The sequence below is a fragment of the Otariodibacter sp. genome (genome assembly GCF_029256985.1).
GTDB lineage: Bacteria > Pseudomonadota > Gammaproteobacteria > Enterobacterales > Pasteurellaceae > Otariodibacter.
In genome coordinates this window covers 1-14,785 of record NZ_JARIDQ010000008.1, presented here as the reverse complement: position 1 = coordinate 14,785, position 14,785 = coordinate 1, and the positions used below count along the sequence as shown (strand labels likewise).

At 35.4% G+C, this 14,785-nt stretch carries 17 protein-coding genes; 3 read left to right on the top strand and 14 right to left on the bottom strand.

All coding sequences use genetic code 11. The features are described 5' to 3' along the window. Nucleotides 1-9 precede the first annotated feature (9 nt). The 3 genes from Q1J40_RS00940 to Q1J40_RS00930 all read right to left on the bottom strand — a co-directional run bounded on the left by Q1J40_RS00940 (nucleotide 10) and on the right by Q1J40_RS00930 (nucleotide 1,981). Nucleotides 10-747: a Fic family protein gene (locus tag Q1J40_RS00940; RefSeq protein WP_301098169.1), complete on the bottom strand. Its 738-nt coding sequence runs from the start codon at nucleotides 745-747 to the stop codon at nucleotides 10-12. A 31-nt stretch (nucleotides 748-778) separates the two neighbouring features. Next, the gene (locus tag Q1J40_RS00935) at nucleotides 779-1,216 is read right to left on the bottom strand and encodes a DNA polymerase III subunit chi (RefSeq protein ID WP_301098168.1); all 438 of its coding nucleotides are present in this window, start codon (nucleotides 1,214-1,216) and stop codon (nucleotides 779-781) included. Nucleotides 1,217-1,522: 306 nt separating this feature from the next. Beyond that, nucleotides 1,523-1,981: a DIP1984 family protein gene (locus Q1J40_RS00930; protein ID WP_301098167.1), complete on the bottom strand. Its 459-nt coding sequence runs from the start codon at nucleotides 1,979-1,981 to the stop codon at nucleotides 1,523-1,525. Between the two features lie 97 nt (nucleotides 1,982-2,078). Between Q1J40_RS00930 and lysM the strand changes: the two genes are divergently transcribed. Together lysM and Q1J40_RS00920 are read left to right on the top strand one after the other, a co-directional pair. Then, nucleotides 2,079-2,522: a peptidoglycan-binding protein LysM gene (lysM, locus tag Q1J40_RS00925; protein ID WP_301098166.1), complete on the top strand. Its 444-nt coding sequence runs from the start codon at nucleotides 2,079-2,081 to the stop codon at nucleotides 2,520-2,522. Between the two features lie 237 nt (nucleotides 2,523-2,759). Beyond that, the gene (locus Q1J40_RS00920) at nucleotides 2,760-4,055 is read left to right on the top strand and encodes a hypothetical protein (protein WP_301098165.1); all 1,296 of its coding nucleotides are present in this window, start codon (nucleotides 2,760-2,762) and stop codon (nucleotides 4,053-4,055) included. A 61-nt stretch (nucleotides 4,056-4,116) separates the two neighbouring features. Here Q1J40_RS00920 and Q1J40_RS00915 read toward each other — a convergent pair whose 3' ends face one another. The 10 genes from Q1J40_RS00915 to Q1J40_RS00870 all read right to left on the bottom strand — a co-directional run bounded on the left by Q1J40_RS00915 (nucleotide 4,117) and on the right by Q1J40_RS00870 (nucleotide 13,190). After that, complete coding sequence (locus Q1J40_RS00915; RefSeq protein ID WP_301098164.1) at nucleotides 4,117-5,352, bottom strand: DUF2254 domain-containing protein; 1,236 nt, start codon at nucleotides 5,350-5,352, stop codon at nucleotides 4,117-4,119. A gap of 116 nt (nucleotides 5,353-5,468) precedes the next feature. Next, nucleotides 5,469-6,701: a phosphoglycerate dehydrogenase gene (gene serA, locus Q1J40_RS00910; protein ID WP_301098163.1), complete on the bottom strand. Its 1,233-nt coding sequence runs from the start codon at nucleotides 6,699-6,701 to the stop codon at nucleotides 5,469-5,471. A gap of 27 nt (nucleotides 6,702-6,728) precedes the next feature. Beyond that, nucleotides 6,729-7,388 carry a ribose-5-phosphate isomerase RpiA gene (gene rpiA, locus Q1J40_RS00905; RefSeq protein ID WP_301098162.1) on the bottom strand — a complete coding sequence of 220 codons (660 nt, stop codon included), beginning with the start codon at nucleotides 7,386-7,388 and terminating at the stop codon, nucleotides 6,729-6,731. 110 nt (nucleotides 7,389-7,498) lie between these two features. Beyond that, nucleotides 7,499-8,833 carry a phosphoglucosamine mutase gene (gene glmM / locus Q1J40_RS00900; RefSeq protein WP_301098161.1) on the bottom strand — a complete coding sequence of 445 codons (1,335 nt, stop codon included), beginning with the start codon at nucleotides 8,831-8,833 and terminating at the stop codon, nucleotides 7,499-7,501. Between the two features lie 92 nt (nucleotides 8,834-8,925). Beyond that, a complete protein-coding gene (gene ilvA / locus Q1J40_RS00895; protein WP_301098160.1) occupies nucleotides 8,926-10,455 on the bottom strand; it encodes a threonine ammonia-lyase, biosynthetic in 1,530 nt (509 codons plus the stop codon). A gap of 19 nt (nucleotides 10,456-10,474) precedes the next feature. Further along, complete coding sequence (slyD, locus tag Q1J40_RS00890) at nucleotides 10,475-11,011, bottom strand: peptidylprolyl isomerase (RefSeq protein WP_301098159.1); 537 nt, start codon at nucleotides 11,009-11,011, stop codon at nucleotides 10,475-10,477. 105 nt (nucleotides 11,012-11,116) lie between these two features. Further along, nucleotides 11,117-11,275 (bottom strand): hypothetical protein, encoded by a 159-nt coding sequence (locus Q1J40_RS00885; RefSeq protein ID WP_301098158.1) that lies wholly within the window; start codon nucleotides 11,273-11,275, stop codon nucleotides 11,117-11,119. Nucleotides 11,276-11,281: 6 nt separating this feature from the next. Continuing rightward, nucleotides 11,282-12,013: an SIMPL domain-containing protein gene (locus tag Q1J40_RS00880; RefSeq protein WP_301098157.1), complete on the bottom strand. Its 732-nt coding sequence runs from the start codon at nucleotides 12,011-12,013 to the stop codon at nucleotides 11,282-11,284. Nucleotides 12,014-12,075: 62 nt separating this feature from the next. Then, entirely contained in the window at nucleotides 12,076-12,819 is a 744-nt protein-coding gene (tsaA, locus tag Q1J40_RS00875; RefSeq protein WP_301098156.1) for a tRNA (N6-threonylcarbamoyladenosine(37)-N6)-methyltransferase TrmO, read from the bottom strand. 44 nt (nucleotides 12,820-12,863) lie between these two features. Further along, nucleotides 12,864-13,190 (bottom strand): DMT family transporter, encoded by a 327-nt coding sequence (locus tag Q1J40_RS00870; protein ID WP_301098155.1) that lies wholly within the window; start codon nucleotides 13,188-13,190, stop codon nucleotides 12,864-12,866. Between the two features lie 180 nt (nucleotides 13,191-13,370). Between Q1J40_RS00870 and Q1J40_RS00865 the strand changes: the two genes are divergently transcribed. Further along, entirely contained in the window at nucleotides 13,371-14,276 is a 906-nt protein-coding gene (locus tag Q1J40_RS00865; RefSeq protein WP_301098154.1) for a 1,4-dihydroxy-2-naphthoate polyprenyltransferase, read from the top strand. An 83-nt stretch (nucleotides 14,277-14,359) separates the two neighbouring features. On the opposite strand, the gene erpA is transcribed toward Q1J40_RS00865, so the two are convergent. Next, nucleotides 14,360-14,701 carry an iron-sulfur cluster insertion protein ErpA gene (gene erpA, locus Q1J40_RS00860; RefSeq protein ID WP_363321845.1) on the bottom strand — a complete coding sequence of 114 codons (342 nt, stop codon included), beginning with the start codon at nucleotides 14,699-14,701 and terminating at the stop codon, nucleotides 14,360-14,362. Between the last annotated feature and the right edge of the window lie 84 nt (nucleotides 14,702-14,785).

Genomic DNA, 14,785 nt, shown 5'->3' with positions numbered 1-14,785 from the left:
ATTCGTTAATTAAACTAATATTTGTAAATACCGTTCTAGCTCATTCAATTCATAATGGCTAACTAAGCTGAGTAGCGAACGAATATCTTGATTATTTTTATGGTAATCATCAAAACATTGATAATACTTTGCCCGATCTGAGAACTTGATATCAACAGGCAAATACCCTTGTTTTAATAACTCAAAATTTAATAGCAACCGTCCCGTTCTCCCATTTCCATCAATAAATGGATGGATACTCTCAAAAGCTAAATGTAACCAAGTAATAGCTTCGAGTGGATGACAAGCGGTCAGTTTAGAGTGATAAATGACAATTAATTCCGCCATTTTTTCTGCAATTAAGTAAGGTGCTGTTGTTTCGTTTTCAGCCCCTAATATTTTTACAGGAATTTTTCGATATATACCTCGATTTTCAGCACTATTCATTAATACCAATGAATGAATATCTTTAATTACCTGTTCTGATAAGGATTCGTTATTCGCAACTAATTCATAAATATAATTAAATGCATCTTTAAAACCAATAATATCTAAATGTTCTCTAATTGGTTTTTCTGCAATGGTTATGCCTTCTTTTAAGATTAGGACAGTTTCTCTTAGCGTAATCGTATTTCCTTCAATGGCATTAGAATTATAACTACTTTCAATAATAAACTCTTCACGCAAACGCTTGACCTCTTCCATTGAAAGAGGTCGCAATTGTGTTAATTTATTTTTTAGTTCATCAATTTTTTCTAATATATTCATTTGAAGAATCTTTATATATACGATACTGGATTCATTGTTGTTCTGTACTCAACTGCCATCCCAACTGACGATATTGCTTATAACGTTCTCTAGCTTGTGCTTTTTCTGCTTCATCAACAGGAACAAAATCAATAATCTGATTAAAGCTGTTGATAAATTCAGGCAATTCTTTTTGCAATGAAATCAATACATCTCGACGTTGCGCATTACGCTTACCTTTCCATGATATTTCTATTGGTGTAGCATAAGTCGTCGCTTCGCCTGATAAATTGTGTGGCACAAAATCATCGGGATCTCTTGCCCATAGCGCTTCATCAATCAATAAGGCCTGTTCTTCTGTTTCACAAGTGATGATAACACGCTTACCTTGTCGCCAAGCATTGGCAGCTAAATCACACGCAAGCAATGCTTGAGCGGATAGCTCACCCTCATTGTGCTGACTGAGTAAATAGAAAATCACCTGTCTCACTGCAAATCCTAATTAGATAAAAATAAGTGGTCAATTTTAGCGGAATAATCAATAAATTGAAAACACAAGCGGTCAGATCTGCAAATTATTTTGCAAATCTGACCGCTTGATCCCCTATCCCACCCTCACTATTATTTTAATCAATACAAGGTTATACAATTTACGCCGTATCAATACAGAATAACATGTACAAGGCTACACTGTTCAAAAAATGAAACTGCCCTTCGTTTCTGCTATTTATGCTTTTTCCCTAAGCGAGGGTTTGTATTCGCCTTAAAATAATAGCTACACTAATTTTTTACTTATTTAGTATTCAATATCATTAAGCCAATTTGCTTGTTGAATTTGCGTATCTAATTCACGATGTTTTTTTGCCACATCATCAGCTTGTTTTCTTATTTCTTTAACATTCACTGCAGACAAACTCTTAATCTCACTACGACTATAACGTGTTTGTTCTGGCATTGCTGCATCAGCAAGATTGATGAGCATAGAATGTTTTGCTTTAAGTAAATCTCGCTCTGCCAATGCTTCAACCATTGCCAATCCATTCGCAAGTTGGATACTGTTGTTAGCTAAATTGATCTTAACAATTAGTTGTTTTAATTTTTCAGCTACAGCACTATATTCCAACAACAATTCATTCGGATCTTCTGTTGGTTTTTCACCTTCTTGATATTGAGCATTTTGTTGTAAACGTTGATTGAGTTGTAATAAACGGCGTTGTAAATCTGCACGTTCTATCAAAGCTTCTGCAAGTTTCATATTTTTCTCTTTGGAACTTCTCTAAATTAGAGTAATCTAATCAATTGATTGAATAATTTCAATCTAAAAAATGTATTTTTATAAGAGGACTTTAATAATGGGTTTATTTGATTTTGTTGCCGATATCGGTAAAAAATTATTTGATAAAGAAGAAGATGCGTCAAAAGCTGTTACTGAACATTTAGCTGAAGACAATCCGGGTGTTGAAGATGTAAAAGTTACCGTCGAAAATGGTACAGCAAAGATTAGTGGCGTAGCTTCAACTGCAGCAGCTGTTGAGAAAGCTGTATTGATGGCAGGAAATATTGCAGGCATCAACAATGTAAATATTGATGGAGTCAAACTTGAAAACGGTGAGACATTAGCAGCCGATGACGAATTTTATGTAATAGAAAAAGGTGATACACTTTGGAAAATTGCTGAAAAAGCTTATGGTAATGGTGCTAAGTACACAGCCATCGTTGAAGCAAACAAAGAAGTCATCAAAGATGCGGATAAAATCTTCCCAGGTCAGAAGATCCGTATTCCTAAAAATTTATAATCCCACAATTATATTGTGCATAAGATGTTCGTTTACCGTATTTTTACTAGGCGAACATCTTCTATTATTGTTAATTCCTAATATTTTCTTGAACTTACCTTTAAATAATATGTACTAACGTATTAAATATTGCTTACCTGTTTTGATTCCTGCCAAATTGGTAAATCATCACCTTTCAATATAGGCTGGCATCTCATTTCACTCTAACTATTTATAAATAATTACAGGAGTCCCACAATGAAAACAATTAACAACTACCAAGATCTCGTCAAAGCTATCTTAAATGGTGACAAAGAAATCACTATCGGTAGAAACATTCTAGTAAGCAATTCATTTACCCTTCCACCCAATACGACTTTGCAAGGTAAACCACAAGAAAATGGCGAACTGCCTACATTAGCATTTTCTCGTACAGATGGTGTTGCACTAACAAAGAACAATAAAATTAGTCACTTAAATATTCAAGCAGAACCTAATCAAAGAGCAATCTATAACATATTACAGGAAGACGATTTAGGTGAGTTCAGTTTTGAAAATCTTACACTTACAGGTCAATTCTCATTCATTACTCGTTCCGGTACAAAATCTGCAAAATTAGCTCTAAAAGATATTGATATTATTGCTTGTGACGCTCGTCACTATCCTGAACAGCCACAAAAATACGGTGTAAATGTTTACCAAGGTGCTTTAACGGTTTATAACTTTAATAGCCAAAAAGATAGCCGTATCGATCTTACAATTGATAACATCACTATCGGTCGCAAAAATGCGCCTGTATTGGGATCTGGTTTATTTGTTTCGGGTTTTGGAGATGAGGGTGGTCAAGTTGTTGCTGATCGTATTACTACTCAAGCAGTTTATTCAAACGGTAAGCTTCCATTTGGTGTACCTGATATTATTACTGCAGGTGTATTTATTGTTTATGGCGCAATTGTTAAAGAGTTAATTCATCATGATAACATTGTGACTTATGGTGTAAATGATATGGTACTAGATACTTGGGGAACAGTTGAGAATTGGTTATCTGAAAAAGATATTCTCTCTTATGGTCCAAGCGGTATCGGCTTTGTGAACTTCGGTAAAGTCGGTAACTTTGTGGTAAAAGGCAATGTTGCAACCTATGGTATGGGAGCAAGAGGCTACAATCAATATGATGGGACGGTAGATAATATTGAATTCAATAATATTGCTACTTACGGCGATGGTTCTATTGGTATTCAATTAAGCAGAAAAATTGGTAAATTAACAGTTCATGGGGATATCACTACTCATGGTAGCGAAGGTGAATCATTAGTGAAAGGTGTAATTTTTACATTAAAACCAACAGCACTTTCTATTCAATCTGGTGGTGAAGCGGAAGAAATTAATATCGCTGGAAATTTACAAACCTTAGGAGATGAAGTGACCGCTCTTGAAGTAAAACAAGGTGGCAAAATTCATTCAATGAGTGTTGGACAAATTCTTGTGAAAGGGAAAAATAGCCAACGATTAAATATTGAAAATGGTGCAGAAGTACCTAGTAATATTGCATAATTATGGATTATGTAAAAATAGGCACTTAAAAGTGCCTATTTTTGTGAAGACGAATCTACAGCTATGGAAATAATGACTTATGCTTTTGTTTAAGTAATTCCACATCAGGTTTAAAACCAATTTGCTGTACTGCTCTTTCCAACGCATATTCTGCCATATCAAAAGCAGCCTGAGAAAGTTTTTGCTCCGGTGCATTCCGCCAGATACTTGCTAACATTTTTTGCATCACTAAATTTACTTCTAAAATAGTAGCACCATCACGTGAAATAGGAGCAAAAGCATCTCTAATCCATTCACCACAATCAATTGATTTTATTGATATTCGATCAAAATTCTTAGTGTTCTTATCTTTATCGGTATCTTTAAGCAACAAAGAAGTCATAATCATCATAACATTGATTGCTGTACCAGGATCATTAATCCCCGGTGATAGTGCTTTTTGAGCAGCTTCACTCAATACAATCATTCCCCAATTAGGATCTTGAGCAAAAGTTCGCTGTTGATCAAATACAAAACTATGTCTGATTGATTCAGGTTCATCAAACTTACCTTCAATAAAGCACAGAATAGTATCTGGTGCAATCAACTCACCAGGTCGAACATTAATATGAATATAACAATTAGCATCTTCAGCTTTATTTTGTAGTGTTTGTACATCAATGTGAGTTAAATAACCGCTCACTCCCGCACTTAAACTTTTCGCACGAGAAGTCAAATTTCCTTGCCAAGTTGCCCCCATTTGAGGATGACTGCGATAAGTCTGCAAAGCATCTGATGCGACCTTTTCAATCTTAGTTAATGTATTTCTTAATCGCCCTAGTTGAGACAAGGTATAAACCCAATGAATAAGAGTAACAATGAGGTAAGTAAGTACAGCAATAGTGCTGATAAATAAAATAAAACGCCCATTTTGCCCATAAAATCCCATACCTAAAGCCGTTTGTGCAATAATTGCGTAAATGAAGGCGCAAATAAAACTGGTAATTGCTGTTCGAGTATGCTCATCTCCCATTACTAAATCCGTCGCTCTAGGAGTTGCACTATTAGCCGCTGATGAAAAGGCTGAAACCATAATAGACAATGAAAAAGTGCTAACCGCTAGCATACTTGAAGCAATAATATTAAGTAAGTTACTTAATGTATCATGAGAAATATCAGGAAAAATATCTTCTGTAAAAAAACGTGTCCCAAATCTCAATGATAAAACAAAAATAACAGTTAATAACGCCCAATAAGCAGGAGTAACCCATAGCCTATTACTCGGTTTATTAAATGCTAAAAGCCACTGGTACATCATTATGTTATTCTCCTTTAATTCAATAAATTCAGAATATGTTTATATAAAAGAAAAATACCCCAATAACACCTTATAATTAGTTGATATTGAAGTATTTATTGTATATAAAGAAATTTTTAGTACAACACTCTAGCTTTGATAGTACCGTCAATTGCCTTCAAACGTTTTAATGCATCCTCAGTATGCTCTGATTCAACATCAATAACCACGTAACCAATTGTAGGATCAGTTTGTAAGAATTGAGCAGCAATATTTACATCAGCATCAACAAATATTTGGTTAATTTTATTTAAAATACCCGGCTTATTGGTATGAATGTGCAATAAACGTTTTGTTCCATGATGTTCCGGCAACGAAACTTCTGGGAAATTAACGGCAGATAATGTTGAGCCATTATCAGAGTATTTTACAAACTTACTTGCTACTTCAGAACCAATATTTGCTTGAGCTTCTGATGTTGAACCGCCAATATGTGGGGTCAAGATGACATTATCAAATTCACGTAATGGAGATTCGAAAGGATCATTAATTGATGCAGGTTCTGTTGGAAATACATCTAAGCCAGCTCCTCTAATATGACCTGATTTCAACACATCAACTAATGCATCGATATCAACAACAGTACCACGAGCTGCATTAATAATTATTGCTCCTTGTTTTACTTTAGGTAAATTTGTAGCATTTAAAATATTTTTTGTGGAAGCATTTTCTGGGACATGAAGTGAAATCGCATCACTCATTGCAAGCAACTCATCAAGAGAACCAATTTGATGTGCATTACCTAACGGTAATTTATTTTCAATATCATAAAAATAAACTCGCATCCCAACAGCTTCAGCTAATACGCTCAACTGTGATCCAATATGACCATAACCGACAATCCCAAGATTCTTACCACGCACTTCATTCGCACCCGCGGCAGATTTATTCCAAAGACCACGATGAACCTCAGCATTTGCTTTAGGGACTTGACGCATTAGTAGCAGAATTTCACCTAGCGCTAACTCTGCAACTGAACGTGTATTAGAAAATGGTGCGTTAAATACAGGGATTCCTCGACGCTTAGCCACTTCCAAATTGACTTGGTTTGTTCCAATACAAAAGCAACCAATTGCAATGAGTTTATTAGCATGTGATAGCACTTCTTCTGTTAAAAAAGTGCGAGAGCGAATACCGAGAAAATGAGCATCTTTTATTGCATTAATTAACTCTTCGCCATCTAATGCTTTTTTGTGATATTCAATATTGGTATAACCTGCTGCTTTTAGAGTATCAATTGCATTTTGATGAATGCCTTCAAGCAGTACAAATTTGATTTTTGATTTATCTAATGAAACTTTGTTTGCCATATTATTTCCTGATTTACATCTTTATTATTATTCGAGAATTTTGGCACCCTCTGGGGTTCCAACAATAGTAACATTTGCATAACGTTGAGCAAAAATTCCGTTAGTCACAACACCTGCAATATTGTTGATCGTGTGTTCCATTTTTAATGGTTCTAAAATCTTGAAGTTATACACATCTAAAATCACATTACCATTATCAGTCACAACATTTTCACGGTATTCAGGCGAGCCACCTAATGCTACTAACTGACGAGCAACATAAGAGCGAGCCATTGGAATCACTTCAACAGGCAATGCAAAAGTTGAACCTAAAACATCTACTTGTTTACTTTCATCCACAATACAAATAAATTTTTTAGCGAGAGAGCTTACAATTTTTTCGCGAGTTAAAGCAGCTCCACCACCTTTAATCATATAGCCCTGTGGCGTAATTTCATCTGCTCCATCAATATAAACATCTAATCCTGAAACTTCATTCGTATTAAAAACTTCAATACCTTGTTTTTTTAATAATTCTTCTGAATTTTTTGATGCTGCAACAGCTCCTTTAATTTGATGAGCCATTTCACCCAATACTTCAATAAAACAATTTACCGTTGAACCGCTACCTACGCCAACAATAGTATCTGGTTTAACATATTTTAATGCGGCACGAGCTGCAATTTTTTTCATTTCTAACTGATCCATACGCTCTCCTAAAAGCAAACGTTTGCGTTAAATTCTAAATATAAAAGTGCAAAGAGACAAGCGGTCAGTTTTACAAAATTTTTAGCAAAAATGACCGCTTGATAATAGGATTAATTACGTCTTACTACTTCAGCAATTTCTTCTGCACAACGTTGGGCTATTTCGCCATCATCACACTCAACCATGACACGAATAAGTGGTTCAGTACCAGATTTACGCAATAAGATTCGACCTTTTCCAGCTAAACGTTGTTCAACTTCTTTAGCAACAGCTTTAACTTCATCACATTCAAGTGGATTATCTCCACCATCAAAACGGACATTAATCAGTACCTGTGGGAATAATGGTACGGCTTTTACTAGCTCATTCAAACTTAATTTATTTTTAGCCATTGCACTTAATACTTCAAGTGATGCAATAATACCATCTCCTGTTGTATTTTTATCAAGTACAATAATATGCCCTGAATTTTCACCACCTAATTTCCAACCTCTTTCTTTCATTTGTTCAAGCACATAGCGATCACCCACTTTGGCACGCACGAATGGGATCGCTAAACTTTTTAAAGCAATTTCAAGGCTCATATTACTCATTAAAGTACCTACAACACCACCTTGCAATTTACCAGCACGTAGTGCTTCTCTAGCAATAACAAATAAGATCTGATCACCATCAACCTTGTTACCTAAATGATCGACCATGATAAGACGATCTCCATCACCATCATAGGCTAAACCAACATCTGCTCCAGATTCAATCACCACATTTTGAAGTGCTTTAATATCTGTTGCACCACATTTTTCATTGATGTTTAAACCATCTGGGCGAGTACCAATTTCGATAACTTCTGCACCAAGTTCTCGCATAACATTAGGGGCAATATGATAAGTTGCACCATTGGCACAATCTACAACAATTTTATAGCCATCTAAACTTAAATGAGCTGGAAAGGTGCTTTTACAAAATTCAATGTAACGCCCTACAGCATCTGTAATACGACTTGCTCGTCCCAATTCAGCAGAACTTACGCAATCCATTGGTTGCTCAAGTAATGTCTCTATCGCCTCTTCTACCTCATCAGGTAATTTTTCTCCAGCAGTCGAGAAAAACTTAATTCCATTATCATCATAAGGGTTATGTGATGCAGAAATCACAATTCCTGCTTCAGCACGAAATGTACGGGTTAAATAGGCAATCGCTGGTGTAGGCATTGGTCCTGTAAAAGCTGCAGATAATCCTGCCGCAGCTAGACCTGCTTCTAAAGCAGATTCCAACATATAGCCTGAAATACGTGTATCTTTACCAATTAACACTTTTTTAGAGCCTTGAGTTGCCAGTATCTTTCCTGCTGCCCATCCGAGCTTTAATGCGAAATCAGGAGTAATTGGGAATTGTCCGACTTTACCACGTACACCGTCAGTCCCAAAATATTTACGTTCTGCCATAAAATTGCCTCTTTTATTATGACAAGCGATCTATTATTTTCTATTTTTTGCAAAATTTATTAAATAACTGACCGCTTGTAGATTTATAAAATTTATTTTAAAAAATATTGATAAGCTGGACTTTCACTCACATTTTGATAGCGATAGCCTAATTGTTGTAAATCTTCATTGAAGATTGATTTTTGCTGATCATCCATTACAAATGCCGCTAAGATATCGCCATAATCCGCACCATGGGCACGATAATGAAAAAGCGAAATATCCCACTTACTCAAAGTCTTTAAGAAGTGAAGTAAAGCTCCCTTTTGCTCAGGGAACTCAAAGCTATACAATTGTTCGTTTGGTATCATAGAAGTACGTCCACCAACCATATAGCGAATATGTGTTTTAGCAATATCATCTTCGGAAAGATCGGCCACATCATAGCCATTATTTTGTAAGCTTTTGATAATATCTATTTTCTCATTATGCCCACTTACTCTCACCCCAACGAAGATGCAAGCTTTACTATCATCTGCATGACGGTAATTAAATTCGGTTACGGCACGATTACCAATAATTTCACAGAATTTCAAGAAACTTCCTTTTTGCTCTGGAATTGTAACGGCCAATAGCGCTTCGTGTTTTTCACCAATTTCACAACGTTCCGAAACGTAGCGCAAAGTGTGAAAATTCATATTTGCACCAGACAGAATGCAAGTCAGATTTTTATTTTCTATCTGATGTTGTTTAACGTATTTTTTTAAACCTGCCAATGATAACGCACCAGAAGGCTCTGCTATTGCACGCACATTTTCAAATACATCTTTGAGTGCCGCACACACTTCATCATTATCAACTAAAACCACATCATCAATATATTGCTGACATAAACGGAAGGTTTCATCACCAATACGTTTTACAGCTACGCCATCAGCAAATAAGCCAACACGATCTAATTCAATCGGCTCTCCCGCTTTTAATGCGGAATATAAGCATGCAGAATCTTTTGCTTCAACCCCAATGATTTTAATTTCTGGCATTAATTGTTTAATAAGCACAGCAATTCCAGCGACTAAGCCGCCACCACCAACTGGAACGAAAACATAATCAAGATGATTGCTTTGTTGTAATAATTCCAAGCCAATTGAACCTTGTCCTGCAATCACTAAAGGGTGATCAAATGGATGAACAAAGGTCATATTTAACTCTTGGGAAAGCTCTATTGCTTTTGCTTTTGCTTCATCAAAATTTGCGCCATAAAGCAACACTTCACCACCAAAAGAACGCACTGCATCAACTTTAATTGAGGGTGTTTTTTGAGGCATTACAATTAAGGCTCTTAAGCCTAAGTGCTTTGCTGAAAGAGCTACCCCTTGTGCATGATTACCTGCTGAGGCAGCAATAACACCTGCATTTTTTTGTGCAGTAGAAAGGCTTGAGATCATTGCATAGGCACCACGTACTTTAAAACTATGTACCGGCTGACGATCTTCTCTTTTGATATAAATTTGATTACCCAAACGATCAGAAAGTTTTTCCATTTTTTGTAATGGAGTCACTTGGGCAAGATCATAAATTTTTGAACTTAGAATAGCACGGAGATAATCCGTGCCTGTTTGTAGAAATGTCTCATTATCCATGAGTTATACCAGTATTTAATTAGTGATTATGTCCACAACCACAGTGATGACCGTGTTCATGATCATGATCGCCACCACAACAACCTGCTTCTGCTTGATGAACATGTCCATGAGCAATTTCTTCTAATGTCGCTTCACGTGTTGCAACCACCTCAACACTAAATAATAACTCTTGACCAGCTAACATATGGTTTCCATCAACTATCACTTCATTACCATCAATCTCAGTAATTACAACAGGTAATGGACCAACATCAGTATCTGCAATAAAGCGCATACCGACTTCTAATTCATCAACCCCTTGGAATACATCTTTCGGTACACGTTGAACCATATTTTCATTATAGTCACCGTAACCTTCCTCTGGTTTTACTCGAACTTCAAACGTTTCACCAACAGTTTTGCCTTCTAATGCATTTTCTAGACCAATAACAAGGTTATTATGACCATGTAGATACTCAAGGGGTTGCTCTACTGGTGCTTCATCAACCAATACGCCATCTTGAGTACGAACTTGGTAAGCAATACTTGGTACAACATTTTTTTCGATTTTCATATAAATTCCTTAGGTAAAAATAAAAACGGTAAACATTGTATCGGGTTATACGTGATTTGCAAATTTTCCTAACAAAGTTACCGCTTGTTAAAGATTAAATCACATTTAATCCGTAATATCTGGTGTAACGGCATCAACAACATCAACAGCTGTTCCAACAGCAGTACTTGCCGCAGATACTGCCCCACCAACAACAGTTGTAACTAAACATCCACTCAATAAAAAACAAAATATAACTATAAATACACTCTCAAAGTACTTCATTATTCATTATTCCTGATTAAAAATAATTTTGCCTGAAGCTGTAGCAGATAATTCACCTGTTCCTGCCTCTAAAGGTAATGAATCATCTTCCATTGCAGACAATGATTTTGTTGCATACATAACAGGCATTGAGCGTTGATATTGTCCTCCACTATTTGGAGTATTTAAAGTAATTTCACTTAATACATAATTTTTAGCTTGTAAACTTTGTTGAATCACTTCTGCTTTATGTTTGAATTGATTAATGATCTCAACTGTCATTTCGTCCTCTAATGATGCTCTTTTTTCGGGTGAAATACTAAAATTCACATAATCAATTGCGACATCATTACCTAATGTTTCTAATACCTTAGCCATTATCTCAAAATCTTTACTTTGGAGGACAATTTGCCCCTCGGCAACCCAACCTTTGGCTTTTCCTTTATCATCATAATCAACACGATTACTAATACCAGTGGTCGATACATTAATTGATGAGTATTGTTTTATGCTCTCCAGTACTTTATTGAGATTAACAGATACTTTTTTCTTTATATCTAACAAGCTCTTCCCTGATTGGCGACTATAAATTTGTGCACGCATCAAATCTTTTTCTACTGTACGTGTTACTTTTGTGGAAAAATGAAAAATAGATCCTTGTTTATCAATTACCTGATTAACAGGCTGAGTAACTTCTGCTGATACATCCATCATTGTCAATGCAAGCGGTAAGATTGAGAGATATTGGTGCAATTTCATTATAAATTCCTTAGTATTAGTATCGGTAAATCATATTCAAACTTAGAGTAATATAAGTTGAATTAATTCAATGAAGTAACCTTAAGCACTTCTGCTACATTGGGCTTTTGCTCATTGATTTTCCATAGAATATTATGGTTCGCTAAATGCATACCATATACTCGAGAACTTATCTTACCTTGTTGATAAGCAGGACGTGGATCTTGTGCAATCACTTGGCGAATAAACTCTAGTGGTTCCTGAATATTAAATTTTGCAAAATAAGGACTTAAACTTACCGCTTGTAAAGCAGAATTTGAAAAAATAACGTCTAATTTAGCGATTGGTTTATGTTGTGCAAATCCAGAATGAGCTTGTGGCTCACTATCTGCATAAACTACATAAGGTTTAATATCTAAAATAGGTGTTCCATCAACTAAATCAACACTCCCCAAATGAAGAAGAACCTCGCCCCCATTGATTTCCACTTTTTCCAACGCAACTTTAGATAACCCGATAGGATTAGGACGATGGGTTGCTCGACTGGCAAATACCCCTATTCGTTCATTCCCTCCTAAACGAGGTGGTCGAACTGTAGCATGCCAATTTCTATCCGGTACTTTGTCAAATTGAAAAATCAGCCAAATATGACTAAATTGTTCTAATCCTCTAACTGCATCAGCAGTATTATAAGGAGGTAATAATCGTAAAATCCCCTTCCCTTCTGTAACTAAATTAGGCTGCCGAGGTACAGCAAATTTTTCACCATAGGGTGTTTCAACAATACCAATAGGATTAAATATTACTGGTTGAATAGTGTTTTGCATAAATTAAAAGGTTTTCCATATAAGATCAAAAAATCTTATTTATATTAGTGAGAAACTACCTTTAAGCCAATTATAGAGGCAATTAACGAAGTAAGAAAAAACAATCGCCAAAACGTAGCGGGTTCCTTAAATAGAAAAATCCCAATTAATACCGTCCCAACTGCACCTATACCTGTCCAAACAGCATAAGCCGTTCCAATGGGTAATTGTTGAGTAGATTTAACGAGAAGAGACATACTGATAAGTAAACAAACCAAAAATCCTATATACCAGTAAATCATTTCTACTCCAATCGATTCCTTTGCTTTACCAAGGCAAGTCGCAAAAGCTGTTTCAAATAACCCTGCTATGATTAATAATATCCAATTCATTTTCTACAATTTCACCTCTTCTTAATCTTTTAAATAGAAGATTAAATGTAACAAATTTATCTCACTATTTTATATAAATTTAAAGTTTTTCCATAAAAGATCAAAAAGATTTTTCGTATTGTGTAATAATATACCCTGCTTTAAAAGTAAAACTATATAAAAATGAGTAAATGTATTGATATGAAAAAGTCTTCTACTTTCTCCGTTTGGTTAAGTACCGCTCGCCCAAGAACCCTGCCTCTTGCCTTAGCATCTGTTTTAGTTGGCTCTGCCTTAGCTGGTTGGGTGGGTAAATTTAACGGAATAACAACATTGTTAGCTTTATTAACCACTTTATTACTACAAGTTTTATCTAATTTTGCGAATGATTATGGCGATCATGTCAAGGGATCTGATACTGCACAACGTATAGGTCCATTAAGAGCAATCCAACAAGGTCAAATTACAGGTAGTCAGCTAAAAACTGCATTGATTATTCTTGCGATATTAAGCTTAATTTCTGGCGCCTTTTTGATTGGGTATTCATATGAAAGTTGGCAAGATCTCGTCGTTTTCACTATTCTTGGTATTCTGGCCATTATTGCTGCAATTACTTATACTGTAGGGAAAAAACCTTATGGATACATAGGATTAGGTGACGTTTCCGTTCTGATTTTCTTTGGGTTTCTTGCAGTAGGGGGGACTTTCTATTTACAAGCACATACTTTACCTACACAGATTTTTCTGCCTGCATTAGGATGTGGTTTGCTCGCTGTTGCCGTTCTCAATATCAACAATTTAAGAGATATTTATCAAGACAAAGCGGCAGGAAAAAATACGTTGATCGTACGTATTGGTCGAGATAATGGGCGAATTTACCATGTTATTTTACTTGGTCTAGCGATATTCTCTTACCTACTCTTTGTAGTATTCCACTTTGAACATATTTATAACTACTTATTTTTATTAACTACACCAATTTTTATCAAGCAAGGTAAAACTGTTTATAAACACAAGGAACCAACAGAGCTACGTCCTTTTTTAGGACAAATGGCAGCCTTAGCTTTACTCACCAATTTATTATTTGGATTAGGTATTTCACTGTAAATCAATATTTGCAAAATAAATAAAGTAAAAGACCGCTTGTACCCCACAATACAGACGGTCTTTTAAATAAGATAAATTGATTTTTATACGCTAAATGAAGAACCACATCCGCATGTAGAACTTGCATTAGGGTTATTAACAACAAAACGAGAACCTTCTAACCCTTCAATATAATCTACAGTTCCCCCAATTAAGTATTGTAAACTCATTGGATCAACTACTAGTCCTACACTCTGATTTTCGATAGTTAAATCACCATCATTCACTTGTTCATCAAAAGTAAAACCATACTGGAAGCCACTGCAACCGCCACCAGTAATATATACCCTTAATCGTAGGTTTGGATTATCTTCCCCTTCAATTAGGTTTTTAACCTTATTGGCGGCCGCATCTGTAAAAATAATCGGCACATTTATATCACTCATCATATACACCTATATAAAAATTAAAATTTATTCATCTATTATGTAACAAGTGCTAGATTCAATCAAGAATTTGATGTAAGACAA

What these genes read in the sequence shown, in the direction of transcription:
- Q1J40_RS00865 (WP_301098154.1), top strand. Translation starts at nt 13,371, where the DNA reads ATGAAAAAGTCTTCTACTTTCTCCGTTTGGTTAAGTACCGCTCGCCCA.
- slyD (WP_301098159.1), bottom strand. Translation starts at nt 11,011, where the DNA reads ATGAAAATCGAAAAAAATGTTGTACCAAGTATTGCTTACCAAGTTCGT.
- rpiA (WP_301098162.1), bottom strand. Translation starts at nt 7,388, where the DNA reads ATGGATCAGTTAGAAATGAAAAAAATTGCAGCTCGTGCCGCATTAAAA.
- lysM (WP_301098166.1), top strand. Translation starts at nt 2,079, where the DNA reads ATGGGTTTATTTGATTTTGTTGCCGATATCGGTAAAAAATTATTTGAT.
- Q1J40_RS00885 (WP_301098158.1), bottom strand. Translation starts at nt 11,275, where the DNA reads ATGAAGTACTTTGAGAGTGTATTTATAGTTATATTTTGTTTTTTATTG.
- ilvA (WP_301098160.1), bottom strand. Translation starts at nt 10,455, where the DNA reads ATGGATAATGAGACATTTCTACAAACAGGCACGGATTATCTCCGTGCT.
- Q1J40_RS00930 (WP_301098167.1), bottom strand. Translation starts at nt 1,981, where the DNA reads ATGAAACTTGCAGAAGCTTTGATAGAACGTGCAGATTTACAACGCCGT.
- tsaA (WP_301098156.1), bottom strand. Translation starts at nt 12,819, where the DNA reads ATGCAAAACACTATTCAACCAGTAATATTTAATCCTATTGGTATTGTT.
- Q1J40_RS00880 (WP_301098157.1), bottom strand. Translation starts at nt 12,013, where the DNA reads ATGAAATTGCACCAATATCTCTCAATCTTACCGCTTGCATTGACAATG.
- Q1J40_RS00920 (WP_301098165.1), top strand. Translation starts at nt 2,760, where the DNA reads ATGAAAACAATTAACAACTACCAAGATCTCGTCAAAGCTATCTTAAAT.
- erpA (WP_363321845.1), bottom strand. Translation starts at nt 14,701, where the DNA reads ATGAGTGATATAAATGTGCCGATTATTTTTACAGATGCGGCCGCCAAT.
- Q1J40_RS00915 (WP_301098164.1), bottom strand. Translation starts at nt 5,352, where the DNA reads ATGATGTACCAGTGGCTTTTAGCATTTAATAAACCGAGTAATAGGCTA.
- Q1J40_RS00870 (WP_301098155.1), bottom strand. Translation starts at nt 13,190, where the DNA reads ATGAATTGGATATTATTAATCATAGCAGGGTTATTTGAAACAGCTTTT.
- glmM (WP_301098161.1), bottom strand. Translation starts at nt 8,833, where the DNA reads ATGGCAGAACGTAAATATTTTGGGACTGACGGTGTACGTGGTAAAGTC.
- Q1J40_RS00940 (WP_301098169.1), bottom strand. Translation starts at nt 747, where the DNA reads ATGAATATATTAGAAAAAATTGATGAACTAAAAAATAAATTAACACAA.
- serA (WP_301098163.1), bottom strand. Translation starts at nt 6,701, where the DNA reads ATGGCAAACAAAGTTTCATTAGATAAATCAAAAATCAAATTTGTACTG.